Source organism: Hymenobacter sp. DG25B (assembly GCF_000801315.1).
GTDB lineage: Bacteria > Bacteroidota > Bacteroidia > Cytophagales > Hymenobacteraceae > Hymenobacter.
This window is the reverse complement of record NZ_CP010054.1, coordinates 208,727-227,635: the sequence shown is the minus strand read 5'-3', so window position 1 is coordinate 227,635 and position 18,909 is coordinate 208,727. Positions and strand designations below refer to the sequence as shown.

The following is an 18,909-nucleotide window of genomic DNA, read 5'->3' as shown; positions in this document are numbered from 1 at the left end:
GGTTTGCCGATCAAATAAATTAAATTGAACAGAAAAGGCGCGGGCGCGTTTTTTGTTCAGAACCTGCCGCGCTTCTTGCGGCGGGTTTCCTTCTGCTTTCCTCCCTATGTCTGCCACCGCTTCCGTTTTATATGATAACCACGGCCGCCCCCTCGAGTACGTGCGGCTGGCCGTTACGGACCGGTGCAACCTGCGCTGCTTCTACTGCATGCCGGAGCAGGGCATCGACTACGTGCCCCGGCAGGCCCTGCTGAGCTACGAGGAGCTGGAGCGTGTAGTCCGGATTCTGGCCCGCCTGGGTGTGCACAAAGTGCGCCTCACGGGCGGGGAGCCCTTCGTGCGCCGGGGCCTGCTGCCGTTCATCGGCCGGCTGCGGCAGATAGAAGGCATTACGGATATTGGGTTGACTACCAACGGGGTGCTGACGGCCCCGCACGTGCCGGAGCTGGTGCGCTTGGGCATCCGAAGCGTGAACCTCAGCCTGGATACGCTGGATCGGGCCCGCTTCCTGCGCATTACCCGCCGCGACGAGCTGCCCCAGGTGCTGGCCACGTTTGATGCCCTGGTAGCGGCTGGTATTCAGGTGAAAATTAATGCGGTGGTGATGGATGGGCAGAACACGGAGGACATTATTCCGCTGGCCGAGCTGACCCGTGACCTGCCCGTGGAAGTACGCTTTATTGAGGAAATGCCTTTCAATGGCGGCAGCCACGCGGCCATGTCCCTGCCCTGGAACCACGTGCGCATCCGGGAGCATCTGGCCGGGCATTTTCCTGATTTAACGCCGGTGCCCACAGCTCCCGGCGCCACGGCCGCCGAGTACACTATACCGGGATATGTAGGCAATGTGGGCATTATTGCGGCCTACTCCCGCACCTTTTGCGGTACCTGCAACCGCATCCGGCTCACGGCCGAAGGTGGCCTGAAAACCTGCCTCTACGACCAGGGCGTACTGGATGTGCGCGCCCTGCTACGCGGCGGCGCCACCGACGAGGAAATCAGCACGGCCCTGACCACAGCCTTCCGCTACCGCGCCGCCAACGGCTTCGAAGCTGAACAGCAGCGCCCCCTGCACCAGCTCAGCTTTGAGTCCATGTCGACAATAGGGGGATAGGCGTTTTTAGAACATGGTGTTGGTGTTGGCGGCCCTGCTTGGGACTACCTGCAACACGTCCCAGTGCTCCACAATCTTGCCGTGCTCATCAAAGCGGAAAATGTCCATGCCGGCGTAGTCATGGTCGCCGGGCCAGTGCTGCAGGCAGTGGAGCACCACGTAGCTATCCTCGGCAATGGCCCGCTTCACGTGCACGCGCTTGCCGGGGTACTCCTGTGCCATCCGCTCGAAATAGGCAATGAAGCCATCCTTGCCATCGGGCACGCCGGGGTTGTGCTGGGTGTATTCGGCTCCCACGTAGCGCGCCACGGCTTCTATGGGCTGGCACGCATTGAACATCAACTCATAAAAGGCTATGGCGTTCTGCTTGTTTTGTTCGGGAGTAGTCATGGCGTGATAGTTAGCAATGATTAGGGCCGTGAAGTAAGCTTACTTTCCCAGACCCACCCAGTTGCGGCGCATGGCGTAGTATACAGCCGTGCCCACTACCAGCCCCACCAGATAGCCATAGGGCAGGCCGCCGCAGAGTAAACCCACCAAAAGCGCCACTACCAAATCGTTGCGGGAAGAAGTAATGTCGCGGAGCAGGGCGGCCAGGGTAAGGGCTTCAAACAGGAGCAAAACGCCCAGCACCGGTAGCGGAAAAATCTGCACCACCTGCGCAAAGCCCTGGCTGAAAAACAAACCCAGAATCAGGAACAGCCCGCCATACAGCAGCACCGAGCCGCCCGTGCGGGCCCCAAAGGCATAGTGGCCAGCCAACCCGCCCGAGCCGTGGCAAACCGGAAATCCACCGAAAAACGGGTTTACCAGGTTCATCAAAGCATAGGTAAAGCTGATTTGCCGCACCGTAATAGGGCGCTCCGGGAAATGGTCGTGCAGTACCTGTTCGGTGGCCAGAATGGAGTTGCCGAGCGACAGTGGAATCTGCGGCAGTGCCAGCAGCACGGCGCCGGTGAGGATATCGGCGGTGGCGGGGATGTGCCAGGAGGGGACGTGGAAACCTGCGGCGCGCTGGGCCGTGGCCAGGTCCAGCTTGAAAACCAAAGCATACCCAATGCCCAGGGCCACCACAAAGAGCGCCGCCGGCCAGCGGCGGTTGCCCAGCAAAACCACCGTAATCAGGAAGGCAGCGGCGGCCAGCGCATAGCCACCCACGCCGTCGGCGGGTACGTACTGTTTCAGGGCCAGGGTGGCCAGCTGTAGGGCCAGCCCAAACTGAATGCCGCGCACCACGGGCTTGGGAATCAGGCGGGCCAGGGCATCAATCAGCCCGGTAAGGGACAACACCAGCATGCCGATGCCAATGGCCAGCCCGCCGCCATAAATAATGCGTCCCGGAATTTTCTGGGCAATAACCAGGGCCGCAAACGCCTTGAGCGGCTGCACCGGCATGGGCAAGCCATACCATAGCCCGGAAAACACCTGCATCAGCCCAAACATGACCAATACACTGGCGCTATCCACGCCGGAGGCGGCAATAATGCCGATAAGCAGGGGCAGGTCGGTGCCCAAATCCCCGAAAGCACCCGCCAGCTCGTTACGGTCGAAGCGAATACGGGGGCGGGAGGGGGGAGAGGCAGTGAGCGGCATCAGGAAGCAGAAATAAAAGCAGGCAGGAAGTAAAGGGTTGGGGGCGAAAAGTAGCCAGGCTTTGCTGGTATCCCGCGCCTGGTTAGTAGGTGGGCATTTGGGTATCTATTTCGGTGGCCCAGGCATGAATGCCGCCGGTGAGGTTGAGCAGATTGCTGAAGCCAAATTGGTCCTGCAGCTGGGCAATGGCCTGGGCACTGCGGGTGCCGTGGTGGCAATATACTACTACGGCATGCTGGCGGGGCAGCTGGTTAGCGCCCTGCGCTACGTGGGCCAACGGCAGTAGCATGGCCCCGCTGAGGTGGCAGATGGTGTGCTCGTCGGGTTCCCGCACATCCAGCAGAAAAGGGGGCGAATCAGACTGGAGCAGCGCCTGCAGCTCCATGGGGGAAACGCTGCGCAAATCAGGGGCGCACCAATCCTGGTAGTCGGAGAGGTTGGCGGTATCCAGGTGCAGCTGGCTGTGCTCCGGGTGGCGCTCAAAGCGTAGCAGTCGGCTCTGGAAGGTTAGGGCATCAAAAATCCAGAGGCGGCCACTTAGTACTTCGCCTAGGCCTAAAATCACCTTCAGCGTTTCGGTGGCCTGCGCAGTGCCTACCAGGCCGGGCAGTACGCCCAGTACGCCGGTAGTGTCGCAGTTGGGGGCCTCCGTGGCACTGGGCGGGGTAGGAAACAGGCACCGGTAGGTAGGCCCGCCCTGGTAGTTGAAGACGGAAACCTGACCTTCAAACTTGTAAATAGCGCCCGATATCAGCGGCTTGCCCATGCTCACACAGGCATCGTTCAGCAGGTAGCGGGTGGGGAAGTTATCGGAGCCATCTACCACTATATCGTAGTTTTCCAGTACCTCCCGCACGTTGGCGCGGTCTACCCGCAGCATGTGCTGGCGGCAGTAGACATCCGGGTTGAGGCGGTGCACCTCCCGGGCGGCCGCGGCGGCTTTTAGCTGGCCGATATCGGCCGGGCCGTAGAGCACCTGCCGCTGCAGGTTGCTGAGCTCCACCCGGTCGGAATCGGCAATGCCCAGGGTGCCTACGCCGGCCGCCGCCAGGTATTGCAGCACCGGGCAGCCCAGCCCGCCGGCGCCCACTACCAGCACCCGCGCCGCGCGCAGCCGCAGCTGGCCGGCCTCGCCAATCTCGGGTAGTTGCAGGTGGCGGCGGTATCTCTGTTTTTCGGTAGCGGTAAGCACGTATATTGAAGGAAATAGATGAACCCCAGCCGGCCGAAAAAGGTAGCCGCCGGTGTGGCTATAAAACTTACGCCGGGCTGATAAAGTTAAACAAATACCGCTGCCCCCATTAGCGCCAGCGCCCGTCCGGGCCTGGGTACTTCTACTGCTTTTACTGTCTGCCGTGTCTACTTCCGTCTTTCTGCCTCCTACCAGCTACGAGTATGTAACGGTGCACACCGTGCGCGGCACCAGCGTAACGGTGGCGCCCGATGTGCTGGCTGCCGAAGAGCCCCTGGAAATACGGATAGGCTATGGCCCCACGGCTAACCGCCAGCACCGCACCGTGGCCGTTACCATGCGCACGCCCGGCCACGATTTTGAGCTGGCCGCCGGCTTTCTACTGACGGAAGGCATTATCCGCGGCCGCGAGGAGCTGTACGGGGTAATTTACTGCCCCGATGTAGCGAAGGAAGAAGAGCGCGAGAATGTAGTGCGGGCCGAACTGGCCCCCGCCGTGGCGGTAGACCTGCCGCGCATGGAGCGACACTTCTATACCAGCAGCAGCTGCGGCGTATGCGGCAAAACCAGTATTGATGCCGTACACGCGGCCTCCTGCCCGGTGTTGCCTACGGATGGTCCCTACGTAGCCGCCGAGGTGCTGCACCAGCTGCCGGAACGCCAGCGCGCCGCCCAGGCGCTGTTTGAGCAAACCGGCGGCCTGCACGCGGCGGCCCTGTTTTCGCCGGAAGGCGAGCTGCTTTTGCTGCGGGAAGATGTGGGCCGCCACAACGCCCTGGATAAAGTAATAGGGGCGGCGCTGCTGCAGGGCTGGCTGCCCCTGCACCGGCACGTGCTGCTGGTGAGTGGGCGCGTCAGCTTTGAGCTGGTGCAGAAGGCCGCCGTGGCCGGCATTGCCGTGCTGGCCGCCGTGGGTGCCCCCAGCTCCCTGGCGGTGCAGGCGGCCCAAAACTTTGGTATGACGGTGTGCGGCTTTCTGCGGCAGGAGCGCTTCAATATTTACTGCGGCGAGTGGCGAATCAGGGTTTAAGCAAGGCCGGCGCACTGCTTTTTCAGCCATCACGCACTTAAATTTCGTTTTAGCTTACCGGGGCCTCTCCCCGCCTTTGTTATGAAGCTTCGTCTCGAAGACAACACCCTCCGCCTGCGCCTCTCCCCGGAGGAAATCAGTGATTTCAGCCGCCTGGGGCGCCTGCAAACCGTAGTGCCGCTGGGCCCCCTGGCCACTGACTGCCTGACTTACACCCTGGAGCGCGACGCGGCCACCCCGGGCAGCACGCCGGGCATCCGCTACGAAGGCGCTACAATCCGGGTATTGCTGCCCGCGGCCCTCTCCGACAGCTGGACAAGCACGGAAGCAGTAAGTCTGGAAGGCCAGGTGGAAGTGCTTGCTAACCAAGTATTACGTATTTTAGTAGAGAAAGACCTGGGCTGCAAGCATTAGCCCACCGCCTGTTGTTCGCTTTTGAAAGTCTCACCCTTAGCTCTTGTCAAGTAATGGAAAAATCACCCGCCGAAGACCCTAGCAAGGCTGGCAAGACCGAACAGCAAACGGCAGAAACCAACGTGCCCCAAAGCGGGGAGCGGCCGGACCAGGGAGCTGCCCCTACCAACGACCACTACCGCCCCGACCCACAAGGAGCCCGGGACGAGAGCAATATTCCCGCCCCCGACGTGGCCAACGCCAAATACCTCCATCCCATTCTGGCGCAGCCCCCGGAGGCCTTAACGGGCCTGAAGCTGGAAGAGCGCGCCACCGTGGCCGCCGGCGTAACGGCTGTTATCAAATCCATGCAGTTTAGTTGGACGGAAGGCGGCCTGAGCCGCGGCACCAAGGGCCTGCTGAACATGAACCAGAAAGATGGTTTCGACTGCTCTTCCTGCGCCTGGCCCGACCCCGACGACCACCGCTCCGTGGCCGAGTTCTGCGAGAACGGCGCCAAAGCCACCGCGTCCGATGCCGACGACAAAGCTGCCGGCCCCGAGTTCTTTGCCCGCCACAGCCTGGCTGAGCTTTCCCGCATGACCGACCGCGACCAGAACAACGCCGGCCGCCTCACGCACCCCATGGTGAAGCGCCCCGGCGACAACCACTACAAGCCCATTGAGTGGCCCGCCGCCTTTCAGCTCATTGCCGACCACCTGAATGCGCTGGACTCGCCCAACGAGGCCCTGTTTTACACCTCCGGTAAAGTACCCAACGAGCCGGCCTTCCTGTTCCAGCTCTTCGTCAAGCAGTTCGGCACCAATAACCTGCCCGACTGCTCCAATATGTGCCACGAGAGCAGCGGCGCGGCGCTCAGTCCCACGCTGGGTTTGGGCAAAGGCTCCGTCACGCTCAATGATATTCATGAGGCCGATGTGATTCTGATAATTGGCCAGAACCCGGGCACCAACCACCCGCGCATGCTCACGGCCCTGCAAAAGGCCAAGCGCAACGGGGCCAAAATCATCAGTGTAAACCCCCTGATTGAAGCCGGCCTCAACCACTTCAAAAACCCCCAGGACTTTATGAACCCGCTGCGCGCCCTGGGTGCGCTGATGGGCGACGGCACCCAGATTACGGACCTGTTTCTGCAGGTGCGTGTAGATGGCGACATGGCCCTGCTGCGCGGCATTATGAAGCACCTGTTTGAGGCCGAGGACCTAAACCCCGGCCAGGTGGTGGACCAAGCGTTTGTAGCCAAGTACACCACCGGGTTTGAGAGCTTTGAGCAGAACATTCGGAACACTTCCTGGGAGGATATTGAGGAGCTGAGCGGCATTTCGCGGGCGCAGCTGCTGGAGGCCGCCAACATACTGGCCACCAAGCAGAAAATTGTTACCTGCTGGGCCATGGGCGTTACGCAGCAGCGCCAGGGCGTGCAGACCATTCAGGAAATCGTGAACCTGCACCTGATGAAGGGCGCCATTGGCATTCCCGGCGCGGGCACCTGCCCGGTGCGTGGCCACTCCAACGTGCAGGGCGACCGGACCATGGGGGTCTGGGAGCAGCCAACTAAAGCGTTTCAGGATGCTCTGGGCAAGGAGTTCAACTTCACGCCGCCTTATGAGCACGGCTACGATACCGTAGAAGGCATTAAAGCCATGTATAAGGGCAAGACCAAGGTGTTCTTTAGCCTGGGCGGCAACCTGCTGGCCGCCGGGCCCGATACCGAGGTCATTGCCGAAGGCATGCGCAAGCAGAAGCTAACCGTGTTTGTGGGCACCAAGCTCAACCGCGGCCACCTGACTACCGGCGAAACCAGCCTGCTGCTGCCCTGCTTCACCCACCTGGATATCGACATGCAGAAAGCGGGGCACCAGATGACCTCCTGCGAGAATTCCATGGGCGTGGTAAGCCAGAATAAAGGTGTGCTGGTGCCGCTGGAAGGCCAGATGATGAGCGAAGTAGCCATTATCAGCGGCATGGCCATTGCCACCCTGGGCAACCGCACCAACATTGCCGACTGGGTAGCCATGACGGAGAATTACGACGTTATCCGGGACCATATTTCCCGCGTGATTCCCGGCTTCGAGAACTTCAATGAGAAGCTGCGCCGCCCCGGCGGATTCTACCTGCCCAACGGCCCCCGGGAGCGGAAGTTCACTACCAAGAACGGCATGGCCAACTTCACCACCACTGAGCTGGAAAAGCACCACCTGGAGCCCGACCAGCTGGTGCTGATGACCGTGCGCAGCCACGACCAGTTTAACACCACCATTTACGAGTACAACGACCGGTACCGGGGCATTCATGGGGAGCGGCGCGTGCTGTTCATGAACGAGCAGGATATGGCCGACCGCAGCATCAAAGCCAAAGACCTCATCGACATTACCAGCCATTTTGAGGGCGAAAAGCGCACAGTAGAGAAGTTTGTGGCCGTGCCCTATGATATTCCGAAAGGCAACGTCTCGGCGTATTTTCCCGAGGCCAACCCCTTGGTGCCCGTAGCCAGCGTGGCTAAAACCAGCAATACACCTACCTCCAAATATGTGGTGGTAACGGTGGTGCCGGCCCACAAAACTGTGGGCGCGCCAGTGGAAGTTCGGATGGCGGCTGAAGCTTCATAACGAAGAAATGATAGGGTAAACGGCGGGCTGCTTTTCGAAGCGGCCCGCCGTTTTTTTGTGGGTAGCCTGTCTGGCAGGGCGGTTCACAGACTATCACATGAAGATGTGATAAGCAAATACGAATTGTTTCGTAGGTTTGTGCCTACTGTTCTGTTCCTCTTCATTTCTACGCTCTGCTATGAAAACGCTCCTTCAAATTTTCGGTTTCCTCACGGCCCTGTTTCCGGGGCTCAACACGTATGCAGCCCCCGCCAAGCCGCGGCCCGATTCCGTAGATGTATTCATGCGCCGCACTATGGCCGCGCAGCATATTCCGGGGGCGGCGGTGGCCGTTATCAAAAATGGCAAGGTGCTCAAGCTGGGCACTTACGGTTTGGCCAGCCTTACCTGGAAACAGCCGGTTACACCCCAAACACCATTTCAAATGGCTTCGGCTACCAAACCCTTAACCGGCACGCTGCTGGCCGTGCTGGTGCAGGAGGGCAAGCTGAAACTGGATGAACGCATCGGTACGTACCTGGATTCTATTCCGGCGGCCTGGCAAAGTATTACGGTGCGGGAGCTGGCGGCCCATCAGTCGGGTATTAAGCTGGTGCCGCTGGCTACCACGCGCAACAACGGCCACGCCCTGCGCACGGCCGCCGCGCTACCCATGGCCTACGAGCCCGGCACCAAAGACTTTTACGTCAGCACCGATTACGCCGTGCTGCAGGCTATTATCAGCCGCGTAACCGGGCTTTCGTTTGAAAAAGCGCTCCGGCAGAAAGTGCTGCTGCCGCTGAAAATGCGCAACACGGCTTTCAACCACAGCCAGGACAATGATGTGATGCGCAGCGCCTCCATTCTTCCGGGCGCGGCGGAGGTCTACTCCTGGTCGAAGCCCGACCAGCGCTACCTCATCAGCGACATGCGCTTCCCGGACTGGTACTACGCCGCCGGCGGGCTTTATTCTTCCATTGAAGACCTGGCCAACTGGACCATAGCGCTCGATAAAAACACCCTGCTGAAACCCGAAAACACTTCCCTGCTCTGGACGGCCAACCGCCTGCGCAACCAAACGCCCACCCACTTCGGGCTGGGTTGGATTACAGAAGAATATCAGGGCCACCACCTGGTGGGGCACAGCGGCGGTCCGGCCCTGGCTGATGTGGTGCGCTTTATGGATAAGGATAAAGAGCCGCTTACCATTATTGTGCTGACCAATACGCGGGGCGGCTTTCCACCCTTTTTGGCCAAAGCCGTAGCCCATTACTTTGTTCCCGGCCTGCCGCAGGATCGGGCCGAGAACTATAAATAGACAAGGCTCCTCCCAGATGTAGAAAGCCCCTCCGGACCTAAGCGGCCGGAGGGGCTTTTTTATGGATACCCGAAGCAGACTACGCGGCCGGCTCCAGTGGGGCCCCCAGCATCAGCTGCCGGAGAATGGCACCGGTGTTGCCGCCGGTTACATCCCGCAGAGAGTAGCCATCCAGCACCGAGAAAAAGGCATCATAAGCCGTATCCAGGGCCGATTTCAGCTGGCAATTGCCAGCCAGCACGCAATGCGCCGCCGTCCGGCAGTTAATTACGCTGGGCGTTTGCTCCAGAAGCCGCACCAACTGCCCCACCCGAACGGTTTCGGGCGGGTGCGCCAGCCGCAGGCCGCCTTTGCGGCCCCGCTGCGCCGCAATTACACCATGCTGAGATAGGAACTGCACCACCTTCACCAAATGGCTGCGCGAAATACCGAACTGCGCCGCCAGCTCCGTAATGGTGGTGCTGGTGCCCTCCGGTTTCTGCGCCATATACATGGAAATACGCAGGCCAAAATCGGTGAACTGGTTGAGTCTCAAGGAGCAATAAAACAACGGCCGGAGCCAGGAAAACAAATCAGAAGCAAAAGGCCCATCTGCCGCCGGCCTTAGTTGAGGCTGAGCGTAGCCGGACCGAACTCCTCGTAGTGAATGGCTGAGAGGGGTACCTGGAGCGCTACCAGGTCCTGCACCTGCTTGCGGATGAACGGCGCCGGACCACAAATGTAGTAGTCGGCATCCTGAAACACGGGCGCATCCTTCAGCTTGCGCAGCTCTACTACGCCCGCATAGGCATTGCCTGTGGCCGCCGCGTCGGCTTCCAGCTGGTCGTAGAAGATGTGCTGGCGCAGGCTGTCGTTATTGGCTGCCAGCTCAGTGAGCGGCTCGCGGAAGGCGTGCACGGCCTGGTTGCGGCAGCCATGCACCCACGTAATTTCCCGGTTACTTTGCGTGGTGGTCAGGAATTCCAGCATGCTCATCAGGGGCGTCTGGCCCACGCCGCCGCTTACAAATACTACCGGCGTCTCTTTTTCCGTATCCAGGGTAAAGTCGCCGGCCGGGGCGGCCACTTCCAGCACGTCGCCTACCTGCACAAACTCGTGCAGGCGGTTGCTGATCAGGCCATCGGGGCGCAGGTCGGCGCCGGCTTCCTTCTTCACCGAAATGCGGTAATACTCCCCGTTTGGCGCACTGGAGAGACTGTACTGGCGGGGCTGAAACAGGTTCAGCTCGGGCAGGAACAGGCGCAGGCTGATGAATTGCCCGGGCAGGAAATCGGCCACGGGGCCGCCATCGGCAGGGTACAGGTAGAAGGAGGTGATTTCCGCTGATTCCTGCACTTTCTCCTTCACCAGGAAAGGGCGCCAGCCCGTCCAGCCGCCTTTCTGGTCCACGGCATCCTGATACAGCTTCTGCTCAATACCGCTCATGAGGGCGGCCAGCTCCTGGTAGGCAGTAGCCCAGGCGTCCAGCAGCTCGGGCGTAGCGGCCTCGCCCAGCACCTCACCAATGGAAGCAATCAGGTGGCGGCCCACAATGGCGTAGTGCTCCGGCCGGATATCGAGGCTCACGTGCTTGTGGCCTATTTTGGTAACGGCCGGGGCCAGCACCATAGGGTTTTCAATGTTTTCGGCGTAGGCCAGCACTGCCAGGGCCAGGGCCGTTTGCTGCTTGCCGTTTTGCTGATTCCCCATGTTGAAGATGTTCTTCAACTCGGGGTTCCGGGTAAACATGCGGTTGTAAAAATGGGTGGTCAAGGCCACACCGTGCTCTTTCAAGGTAGCTACCGTAGCGGTAACCAGTGCCTTCTGTTGGGTGTTCATAAGCGTGTTCTAAAAGTTTCATCAAAATTGAAACTTTAGATTTCCGGCCCCAAAATTTGGCAGATGACTTTTGTCAGGTAGTGCAAAAAGCAGCCCTGCGGCACAGTGTTCTTATATATAATCCGGGTTTAACCTAAAACGGATACCCGATGGCCAGATTGGGCACAAAGGCCCCACCGCCGTTGCCGCCATAGGGTACACGCAGCGGGTAGGCCACGTCCAGCCGGATAACAATAAACTGAATATCCACGCGCAGGCCGGCGCCGGCGCCCACGGCCAGCTCGTTCAGGAAAGAGCTGGGCTTAAACTGGCCACCGGGGCGGGAAGTGTCCTTATTCACCAGCCACACGTTGCCGGCATCCATAAACAGGGCACCCTTCACGTAGGGAAATAAGTCCTGCCGGTACTCCACGTTGGCTTCCAAGCGGATGTCGCCCACCTGGTCATAAAAGCGGGAGGCTACGTCGGTGTTGGTAGGGCGGTAGCTGCCGGGACCAATTTCGCGCGGGGCAAAGGCCCGCACGCTGTTGGGGCCGCCCACGCCGTACTGCTTCAGGTAGGGCATCACCTCAGAGTTGCCGTAGGGCAGGCCCAGGCCTACCAGCAGGCGGGTAGCAATCTTGTTGCCGCTGGTGGGGTTTTGGGTGATGCGGTAGTAGTTGCGAAATTCCAGATCGACCTTGGAATACTGGGAAAATTCCTGCCCCATTACCTCGTAGCGGCCCTTGGCATTGGCCGCCGACCCCGTTAGCTTGCTGACGGCACTGACCAGGTTGCCGGCCAGCTCCAGGCCCCCATTGAAATACACCTGGTTGCGGCGGCGCTCATACACCTGCGTGTTGTAGGTGTAGCGGTAGGAGGAGGCCGGAATAAACTGCTGGCGGAAGGAGTTAGCCAGGAAGGGGCGCTGGGCCAGCAGCTGGTCAAACTCATCGGTGGTTTTGGCCAGCCGGATGTACTGCAGATCCACGGGGCGCAGCTCGTGCTCATTGGTAATCTTGGTTTTCCAGCTGTAGCCGTAGTTCAGATTCATGAAATCTTCCTGGAAAAAATCCCGCCGCTCCACGTACCGGTAGCCCGCGCCAAAGGACGTGCGGGGCTGAAAGTCGGAGTTGGAAAGGCGCACATCCAGGAAAGGCAGCGGCGGCGTGATAAGGCGCGGCACCAGCAGCTGGGAGTTCACGCCCAGCTCGTAGGAAGTGAGGCCCAGCACCGGGCCGGTGGTGCCTTCCACGCCGGTGTTGCTGCGGCCCCCACCCTGGCGGGTTTCAAAAGAGCCCACCAGGTTCAGTAGGAACTGCTCGGCTCCGCGCAGGGCCGAGCGGTTGCGGTACTGGGCCGTGAAGCCCGGCCCCGTAAAGCCGTTGGTTTTGCTGACTAGCTGCACCTCGGCTCGCAACGACTTCTTTTTCAGCTGCGTCATGCGCACAGAGGCATTCAGGAAGCCATAGCCCGCCGAGTCGGGCTTCTGCCGCGCTTCCCTTACCCGAATATCCACGAACTTGAACGTGCCCAGGCTCATCAGGCGGCTCAGCGTCTGGTCCTGGCGGCGGCGGCGGTACAGGCTGTCGGGGTACATAAACACCGCGCCGGTAATAGCTTTGGCCTTAAATATCTTCTCATCGGGCACGTAGCGGTACTTTTTATAGATGATAGGCCGGATAGATTCGGTGGTGTCCGTGAGGCCGTAGCGGGTGTTCAGGGTAATGCGGTTGAACACGTAAGGCTGGGCCGCGCGGGCCGGAATACTGCCCTTCACCCGCAGGTACACGTCTACCTGGTTGTGCTGGGTGCTATCCACCTCATAGAGAATGTAGTCGGGGTTGAAGAAATAGTACCCGTTCTGCTTGAGCTGGTCATCAATGCGGGAGCGTTCCGTGATGAGCGTGTTCAGGTTGTAGGGCTCGCCTACTTTGAGCAGCGTGCGGGCCTGTGTTTTGCGAATGTCATTATCCAGCAGCGTGTCGCGGTCGGGGAAATGAATGGTCTTGATGAGGTAAGGGCGCTGCACCGTAGCGGTATAATCAATGGTGGCCGTGTTGCCCTTCACGTTGGGTTTGGTTTGCACCCGGGGGCTCTCAAAGTAGCCGTTGTTGTAGAGCCGGTTGGTCATCAGCCCCTTCACCTTCTGGGTGTCTACCTGGCTGAGCAGCACCGGAGCCTCGCCGTATTTCTCGGCCAGAAAATGCCCCAGTCCCTTGCTCTTGCCCTCCCCCATGTGCCAGAAATACAGCTTGGGCCGCATACCCAGGATAGAGGCGTTGGGCTTGGGGGTGATGACGGTTTCCAGCTCGGTTTGCAGCTGCGCTTTCTGAGGAATAGAGTAGGGGGAGGTCAGCTTAACCGCGCTGCCGGTATACAGCTTATCATTTTTGGGAATGAACTTAGTACCGCTGCACGCCGCCAGAAACAGCAGGGCCACTACCAGCAGGGCGCGGTAGGCGGTGCCCGGCCAGCGGTGGGTTATGGGGGGCGTCTGGGGCAGCGTTTCGGTCATCAGCCGCATCCCCGTCATCTTGGTTTTCATCACTGACATCGGCGGTCTTAGTTCAGGGCGTTGTTTTTGAGGGTATCCTGCGCGGCGGCTTTCTCGGCGCGGCGGGCCCGGCGGTCGGTACGCACGGCCTGCTTTACTTCCGGCGCAATCTTGGCAAACAGCTCCTGGGCGTTGTTAAAGTCGCGCTGGAAAATCAGGGCCATACCCGTGCGGATAAATTGTCCGTCAATGTCTTCGTAAGCGTTATTGCGGAAGGCACGCAGCCGCAGGCGGCCGTCGCTCAGAATGTTGTATTCAATGCTCACGTCGCCGGCAAACTGGCTGGCCGCGGAAGCCCCGCCCGCCGCCTGATTACCACCGCCGCCCAAGGGCACATCGGTGCCGAGGCGCACGCTCAGCCGGTCGTTGAACAGCTGGCGGCGCACGGCCACGTTCAGGTCCGTCTGGTTGTACTGCTGCCCCGTGCCTGATACGGCCGCGTAGGAATCAACGCCCAGCTCCAGGCCCAGGCCCGCCAGGTATTCACCGGTCAGGCTGTTAAGCTGATCCGTAAGCACCTGGCTGGCCGAGCCACGCAGCTGGTTGCCTACAAGCCCCCCCGGGGCGGCCGTGCTTTTCAGCGGGTTTTCCGGAATAAAGCGGTTGAGAGCCAGCAGGGCAAATACCTGCTTGTTCAGCTCGTTCTGCTCGCTGGGCTGGCGCAGCTGCTCCAGCTTGGCGCGCACCGGCCCCGACACCGGGCCGGTGCTGTTTTCCGGCAGCCGGATATCAAACCCAATAGTAGGCTTCAGCAGCTGGTCCGTCACTTTCAGCAGCACTTCAAAAGGCAGGCGGTTGCGCGCCAGGTTGCTGATTTCGGGCTGGTCGGTATCCAACTGGTTGGAAATAAGGTCGGCGGCCACGGCACGCACTTTGTAAATGGCCGTTACATCCACCTGGGCATTAAATGGGTCGCCGGTCCAGAGGATAAAGGAGCCGGGCGCAATATCGAATTTGCGCTCCGCCAGATCATAGAGAGAAAGCTCGTATTGTCCTTCCGTTACGCCCAGGCGGCCGGTCAGGCTTTGGGCGCCGCGCTCATCCAGCACCGCGTTCAGGGTGCCTTCGCCGCGCACGCGCAGGTTGTCGCCGGCGGCTTCATCAATCACAATGGTAAAGGGCGTGCGGTCGGTTACGGTCACGTTAGCCTGCACATCGTAGCCCGTAGCCACGGCCGCGCTATCCACCTCTACTACCGCCGTCAGGGCCGAGTCGAGCTTGGGGGCGTCTTTATCCACAAACACCACAATGCCTTCGCGCTGTACTTCCACCGGGTCATCGGTGGGTACCACTACGGTCAGGTCCGAGCCATCGGCCACGGTAGCACGGGTGCGCACGGCGGGCCGGTTCAGCACGCCCGTAATCCGTGAGTCAGAATCCACGAACAAGGTGCCGTAGTACAGCGGGTTGTCGCTGCGCTTGCTTTGCACGGCCAGGAAGTTGTTGGTCACGGCCGTCAGATCCAGGCGGTACTGCAACACCTGCGCCAGGTTGCGGGCCGGAATAATGTAGCCGTTGAAGATGGCCTTGCTGCCCAGGGAGTCCAGCACGGCGAAATCATCAAAGCGCAGGCCGCGGTCATCCAGCACCAGCTCCTGCTCCGAAATGCGGTAAGGGGCGCCCAGCTGCGAGAGAGTGAAGCCCGCATCGCGGAAGCGCACGTTGCCGCGCAGCAGCGGTGCGGCCGTAGTGCCCCGAATAGTGAACTGCCCGGTAAGCGCCCCGCTGGTTTCCCGGATCTGCCCGAGCGAGAACGGCTCCACGGTTTTCAGATTCAGCTGCGCGATGTTGGTGGTGAGGTTGATGGCCCCGCTGGTTTCGTAATAGCCCTGCAGACGCACGTCGTTGCCCTCCTGGCTGGTGAGCTGGGCGGTGAGGTCGTAGCGGTCGGCCACGTTGTTCACCGCCTGCGCGCGCACATCGCCCAGAATGTATTTGTTGTAAGCCAGCTGGGTCAGGGTGAGGTCGGCGGTGAAAGCCTGGCCGGCGCGGCCCAGGTTATAGGCCACGGCCTGCCCGTTCAGTGTGCCGCCAATCAGAGAGTCCTGCAGGCCGGCGGCGCGGCCCAGCGCATACAAATCAAAGTTGCCGATCTGCACCTGCAGCGGGTTGCGGGCCCCCGGCAGCGTTTGCAGGGCCAGGAACCGGTCGGCGGCGCCTTCATTGCGGCTCAGGCGCACGTTCTGGGCCACAATGTTGCCCGTGGAAGGGGTGTAGCGGATAAAGTTGTCCGGCCCCACCACCCATTCTTGGCGGTCTACGGAGAGCTGCGGCGCAAAGCTGAACTGGTAGGTTTTGGCCCCGTTGAGGACCTGCAGTACCCCGCCCAGGTTCAGCCGCTCGGCGGAGTCCGACTCGGCAATGCGCAGGCGGGTGCCAATCTGGTTGTTGGCAATGCTGCCCGTGAGGGAGGGGTTGGGCACCCGCAGCGTGGTATCCTGCCGAATCTGGTCGAGGGCCACGGAGTAGTCCAGCTTCTGCGCATCGGAGCCCACGCGCACTTTCAGCGAGTCGAAAGCCGTGCCCAGGTAGCGCATAAAGGCCACATCGGAGCGCACTGTGAGGTTGGCAGCACGGCTGTCATAGCTGCCGCTGGCGGTGAAGGGCGAAATGCGCGTAAGGCCCGTCACGAACTTGGGCAGCAGCCGGGCACCCGACATCGGCACCTGCACCTCAAACGTAAAGTTGCGGGCCACCGAGGAAGCGCGGTACTGCACATCGGGCAAATCAAAATACCGGTCTATGTGGCGCTGCAGCTCCGTGGCCATGTCGCCCAAACGCGTGTTGCCGCGCACCGTAGCGTTCAGAATGCTGGACACAAAATCCAGCTCGGTGCGGCCCGGCACCTGCACCACGCGCATATTCACCGAGTCCAGGGGAATGGGCTGGTTGTTGGACACTACCACAATATTGTTGCCCACGAGCGTGCCGTTCAGCGTGTTCAGATCAGACCCCGTGAGGTTGGCGTTTAAATCACCCTGCACCCGCAAATCACCGCCGGAGTAGAAGCCCAGGGCCGTGAGGTTCAGGCTTTGCAGGTTACCACTGAAGGCATACACCGGCGCATTGGGGTTGCGCAAATCAATGTTGCCCTTAATGGCGAAAGCCGCGTTGGCGTCGCCGGTGCTGCGGGCGTCAATGGCGTACTGCTGCCCCGTAATGCCCACGGTGGCGTCGATGTTGCGGTAGGTGTAGTTGCCGTAGCGGGCGCGGTCCAGCTTGGCTACCAGCTGGCCACGCATGGTAGTGGGCTCAAAGCCCGCGCCGGTATAGGTGCCCCGGCCGGTTACCGCGCCAATATCCGGCTGCTTGAGCAGGCGGCCGAGCTGGAAGTTCTGGAAGGTGAAGCGGGCATCTACCGGCTCGCGGCCGGCGGGTCCGGGGCGCAGATTGGCGGCTATGGTAGCGCCGCCGTAGGAGGTGTTGGCGCGCAGGTTCAGGGCCAGATCATTAGCAGTGGGGCGGCCGCGCACGGTGCCGCTGAGCGTGGCGCGCTCGGGCAGCTCAATCACATCCTGCGGAATCAGGCCGGCCGGCAGCAGGTCGTTGATGTCCCGTTTGGTAGTAGTCAGCTGCCGGATGTTGAGGTCGGTGTACAGACGGCCATCAGTGTTGGGCAGGCCCCGGATGCGGCCATCAACCCGCACAATGGTGTTGCGCAGCCCCACGATTTCCACGTTGTTGAGCGCGAAATTGTCCAGGCGGCCGGTAATGCGCCCGTTCAGCAGCACTGACTGGTTGGGGCCGCTGGTGAAGGGCTTTTCGGTGATGAGGTCGGGGGCCAGGTACAGGATGTCGCGGAAACCCAGGCGCGTGTCGCGCAGGTCGGCTTCCATCCGCATCTTGCCAATCAGCTTAGAATCGGCCAGCATGCCCAGGGAGTCAAACCCAATGGCCAGCGTGCGCCGGATGCGGGTGTGGGGCGTAATCAGGTCCAGGTTATCGAGGCGGATCTGCACCGAGTCGTACACCACGTCGGCGGCGGCGCGGTCCACGCGGAAGCCGCTTTGCTCGCGGCCGCGCAGCAGATCAATGCGGCCAGTGGTGCGGTTGCTGCTATACACCAGGTTGCGGGTGCGCAGGGCCAGCGAATCGAACAGCATGTGGTTGTAGTCGATGGCTGGCAGACGGGTGCGCTGGCGCTTTTCGTCCACGTTATCAAACGCAAACCGCAGCCCGCTGATATCCGATTCCTTCAAAGAAACGCGCCAGCTGGTAGGCGCGCCGGTGGTTTGCGCTACGGCTGAATCCAGCTTCTGTACCGTTTTCACGGGGTTTATCACGCGCTGCGCCACGGGCACATTCTCGTTCTGGGCGTAGGCCACCTCGGAGTTGCGCAGGGTCAGTGTATTCAATTCGAGGCGCTGGCGCAGCAGGTCAATGTTATCCGCCGTTACCTCGCCCTGTCCGATGCGCGTTTTAATGTACTGGCCCGAAGGGGTGTTGCGGTAGTTCAGGGCCACGTTTTCCAGGGTGGCTTTATCCAGCCCAAACGTGAGCGTGAGCGGCTCGGAAGGGGTATCCGGCGGTACTTTGGTTTGGGTGATGTTGAGGCTGGTGTTCTTGAGCGCCGCCGACTCTACGCGGTAAATGCTGCGGTCTACGTCCACCTCGTTCATGGCCACGGCCAGGTCGCCTACGCGGGTGCGCACGTTCAGGCCATCTACCTGGTCCTTATAAGTGAGGTAGATGTTCTGCAGGTGGGCGTCGCCGATGTCGTACTTGAAGCCGCCGGTAGAGTCGGCGGGCGTCGTAGTGGTGGTGTCGCCGGTGGCGAAGGCAGCCAGAATGTAGTCGAAGTTGTAGGTGGAATCCGGCTCGGTGCGGGCAATGTGCACGGTGCCGTCGGTCAGCTCCAAAGAGCTCAGGTTGATTTCAGATTTAGTGAGGGCCCACAAATCCAGGCCCAGGGCCAGCTTGCCTACGGCCACCAGCGTGTCGCCTTTCTGATCTTCCAGGTACACGCCCTCCAGCGCCACGCCATGCCGCCAGTCGGTGCGGAACTTGGCAATGCGTACTTCCGTGCCGATTTTATTCTGGAGGTAGCCGGCCGCTTTGCGGGCGGCATAGTCCTGCACTGAGGGAATTTGCAGGGCTACAATCAGCCCCAGGACCAGGAAAATGACCAGGGCCAGCAACCCCAGCACGACATACAAGGCGCGACGAGCGGACGTGGGTAGAGAGTTGATAGGGCAGCAGGGTTAGGAAGTTATTCATTCCCCAACGAAAAAAGCGCCCCGGAGGTTAGTTTCGGAAGATTTCTACCTGGTAATATAGCGTCAGCAGCGTATTTTTCGTAGGTGACT

12 protein-coding genes are annotated in these 18,909 nt (G+C 60.8%); 5 read left to right on the top strand and 7 right to left on the bottom strand.

The window, feature by feature from the left end; all coding sequences use genetic code 11:
- Positions 1-106: 106 nt before the first annotated feature.
- Positions 107-1,114 carry a GTP 3',8-cyclase MoaA gene (moaA, locus tag PK28_RS00960; RefSeq protein ID WP_044510497.1) on the top strand — a complete coding sequence of 336 codons (1,008 nt, stop codon included), beginning with the start codon at positions 107-109 and terminating at the stop codon, positions 1,112-1,114.
- 6 nt (positions 1,115-1,120) lie between these two features.
- Here moaA and PK28_RS00955 read toward each other — a convergent pair whose 3' ends face one another.
- From PK28_RS00955 to moeB, 3 genes are all read right to left on the bottom strand, one after another.
- Positions 1,121-1,504: a nuclear transport factor 2 family protein gene (locus PK28_RS00955; protein WP_044510495.1), complete on the bottom strand. Its 384-nt coding sequence runs from the start codon at positions 1,502-1,504 to the stop codon at positions 1,121-1,123.
- Positions 1,505-1,543: 39 nt separating this feature from the next.
- Positions 1,544-2,707 (bottom strand): putative sulfate/molybdate transporter, encoded by a 1,164-nt coding sequence (locus PK28_RS00950; RefSeq protein ID WP_044510493.1) that lies wholly within the window; start codon positions 2,705-2,707, stop codon positions 1,544-1,546.
- Positions 2,708-2,789: 82 nt separating this feature from the next.
- Positions 2,790-3,899, bottom strand: a complete 1,110-nt coding sequence (gene moeB / locus PK28_RS00945) for a molybdopterin-synthase adenylyltransferase MoeB (protein WP_044510491.1) — start codon at positions 3,897-3,899, stop codon at positions 2,790-2,792.
- A gap of 163 nt (positions 3,900-4,062) precedes the next feature.
- On the opposite strand from moeB, the gene fdhD reads away from it, so the two are divergent.
- The 4 genes from fdhD to PK28_RS00925 all read left to right on the top strand — a co-directional run bounded on the left by fdhD (position 4,063) and on the right by PK28_RS00925 (position 9,249).
- Positions 4,063-4,929 (top strand): formate dehydrogenase accessory sulfurtransferase FdhD, encoded by an 867-nt coding sequence (gene fdhD / locus PK28_RS00940; protein ID WP_231576192.1) that lies wholly within the window; start codon positions 4,063-4,065, stop codon positions 4,927-4,929.
- Positions 4,930-5,010: 81 nt separating this feature from the next.
- Positions 5,011-5,343, top strand: a complete 333-nt coding sequence (locus PK28_RS00935; protein ID WP_044510489.1) for a DUF7009 family protein — start codon at positions 5,011-5,013, stop codon at positions 5,341-5,343.
- Between the two features lie 53 nt (positions 5,344-5,396).
- Positions 5,397-7,952, top strand: a complete 2,556-nt coding sequence (locus PK28_RS00930; RefSeq protein ID WP_052430503.1) for an FdhF/YdeP family oxidoreductase — start codon at positions 5,397-5,399, stop codon at positions 7,950-7,952.
- Positions 7,953-8,130: 178 nt separating this feature from the next.
- Positions 8,131-9,249: a serine hydrolase domain-containing protein gene (locus tag PK28_RS00925; protein ID WP_044510487.1), complete on the top strand. Its 1,119-nt coding sequence runs from the start codon at positions 8,131-8,133 to the stop codon at positions 9,247-9,249.
- 79 nt (positions 9,250-9,328) lie between these two features.
- Here PK28_RS00925 and PK28_RS00920 read toward each other — a convergent pair whose 3' ends face one another.
- The 4 genes from PK28_RS00920 to PK28_RS00905 all read right to left on the bottom strand — a co-directional run bounded on the left by PK28_RS00920 (position 9,329) and on the right by PK28_RS00905 (position 18,759).
- Complete coding sequence (locus PK28_RS00920) at positions 9,329-9,784, bottom strand: Rrf2 family transcriptional regulator (protein ID WP_044510486.1); 456 nt, start codon at positions 9,782-9,784, stop codon at positions 9,329-9,331.
- A 68-nt stretch (positions 9,785-9,852) separates the two neighbouring features.
- Entirely contained in the window at positions 9,853-11,067 is a 1,215-nt protein-coding gene (gene hmpA, locus PK28_RS00915; protein ID WP_044510485.1) for an NO-inducible flavohemoprotein, read from the bottom strand.
- Between the two features lie 133 nt (positions 11,068-11,200).
- A complete protein-coding gene (gene tamL / locus PK28_RS00910) occupies positions 11,201-13,603 on the bottom strand; it encodes a translocation and assembly module lipoprotein TamL (RefSeq protein ID WP_082016894.1) in 2,403 nt (800 codons plus the stop codon).
- A gap of 8 nt (positions 13,604-13,611) precedes the next feature.
- Positions 13,612-18,759 carry a translocation/assembly module TamB domain-containing protein gene (locus PK28_RS00905; RefSeq protein WP_156126182.1) on the bottom strand — a complete coding sequence of 1,716 codons (5,148 nt, stop codon included), beginning with the start codon at positions 18,757-18,759 and terminating at the stop codon, positions 13,612-13,614.
- Between the last annotated feature and the right edge of the window lie 150 nt (positions 18,760-18,909).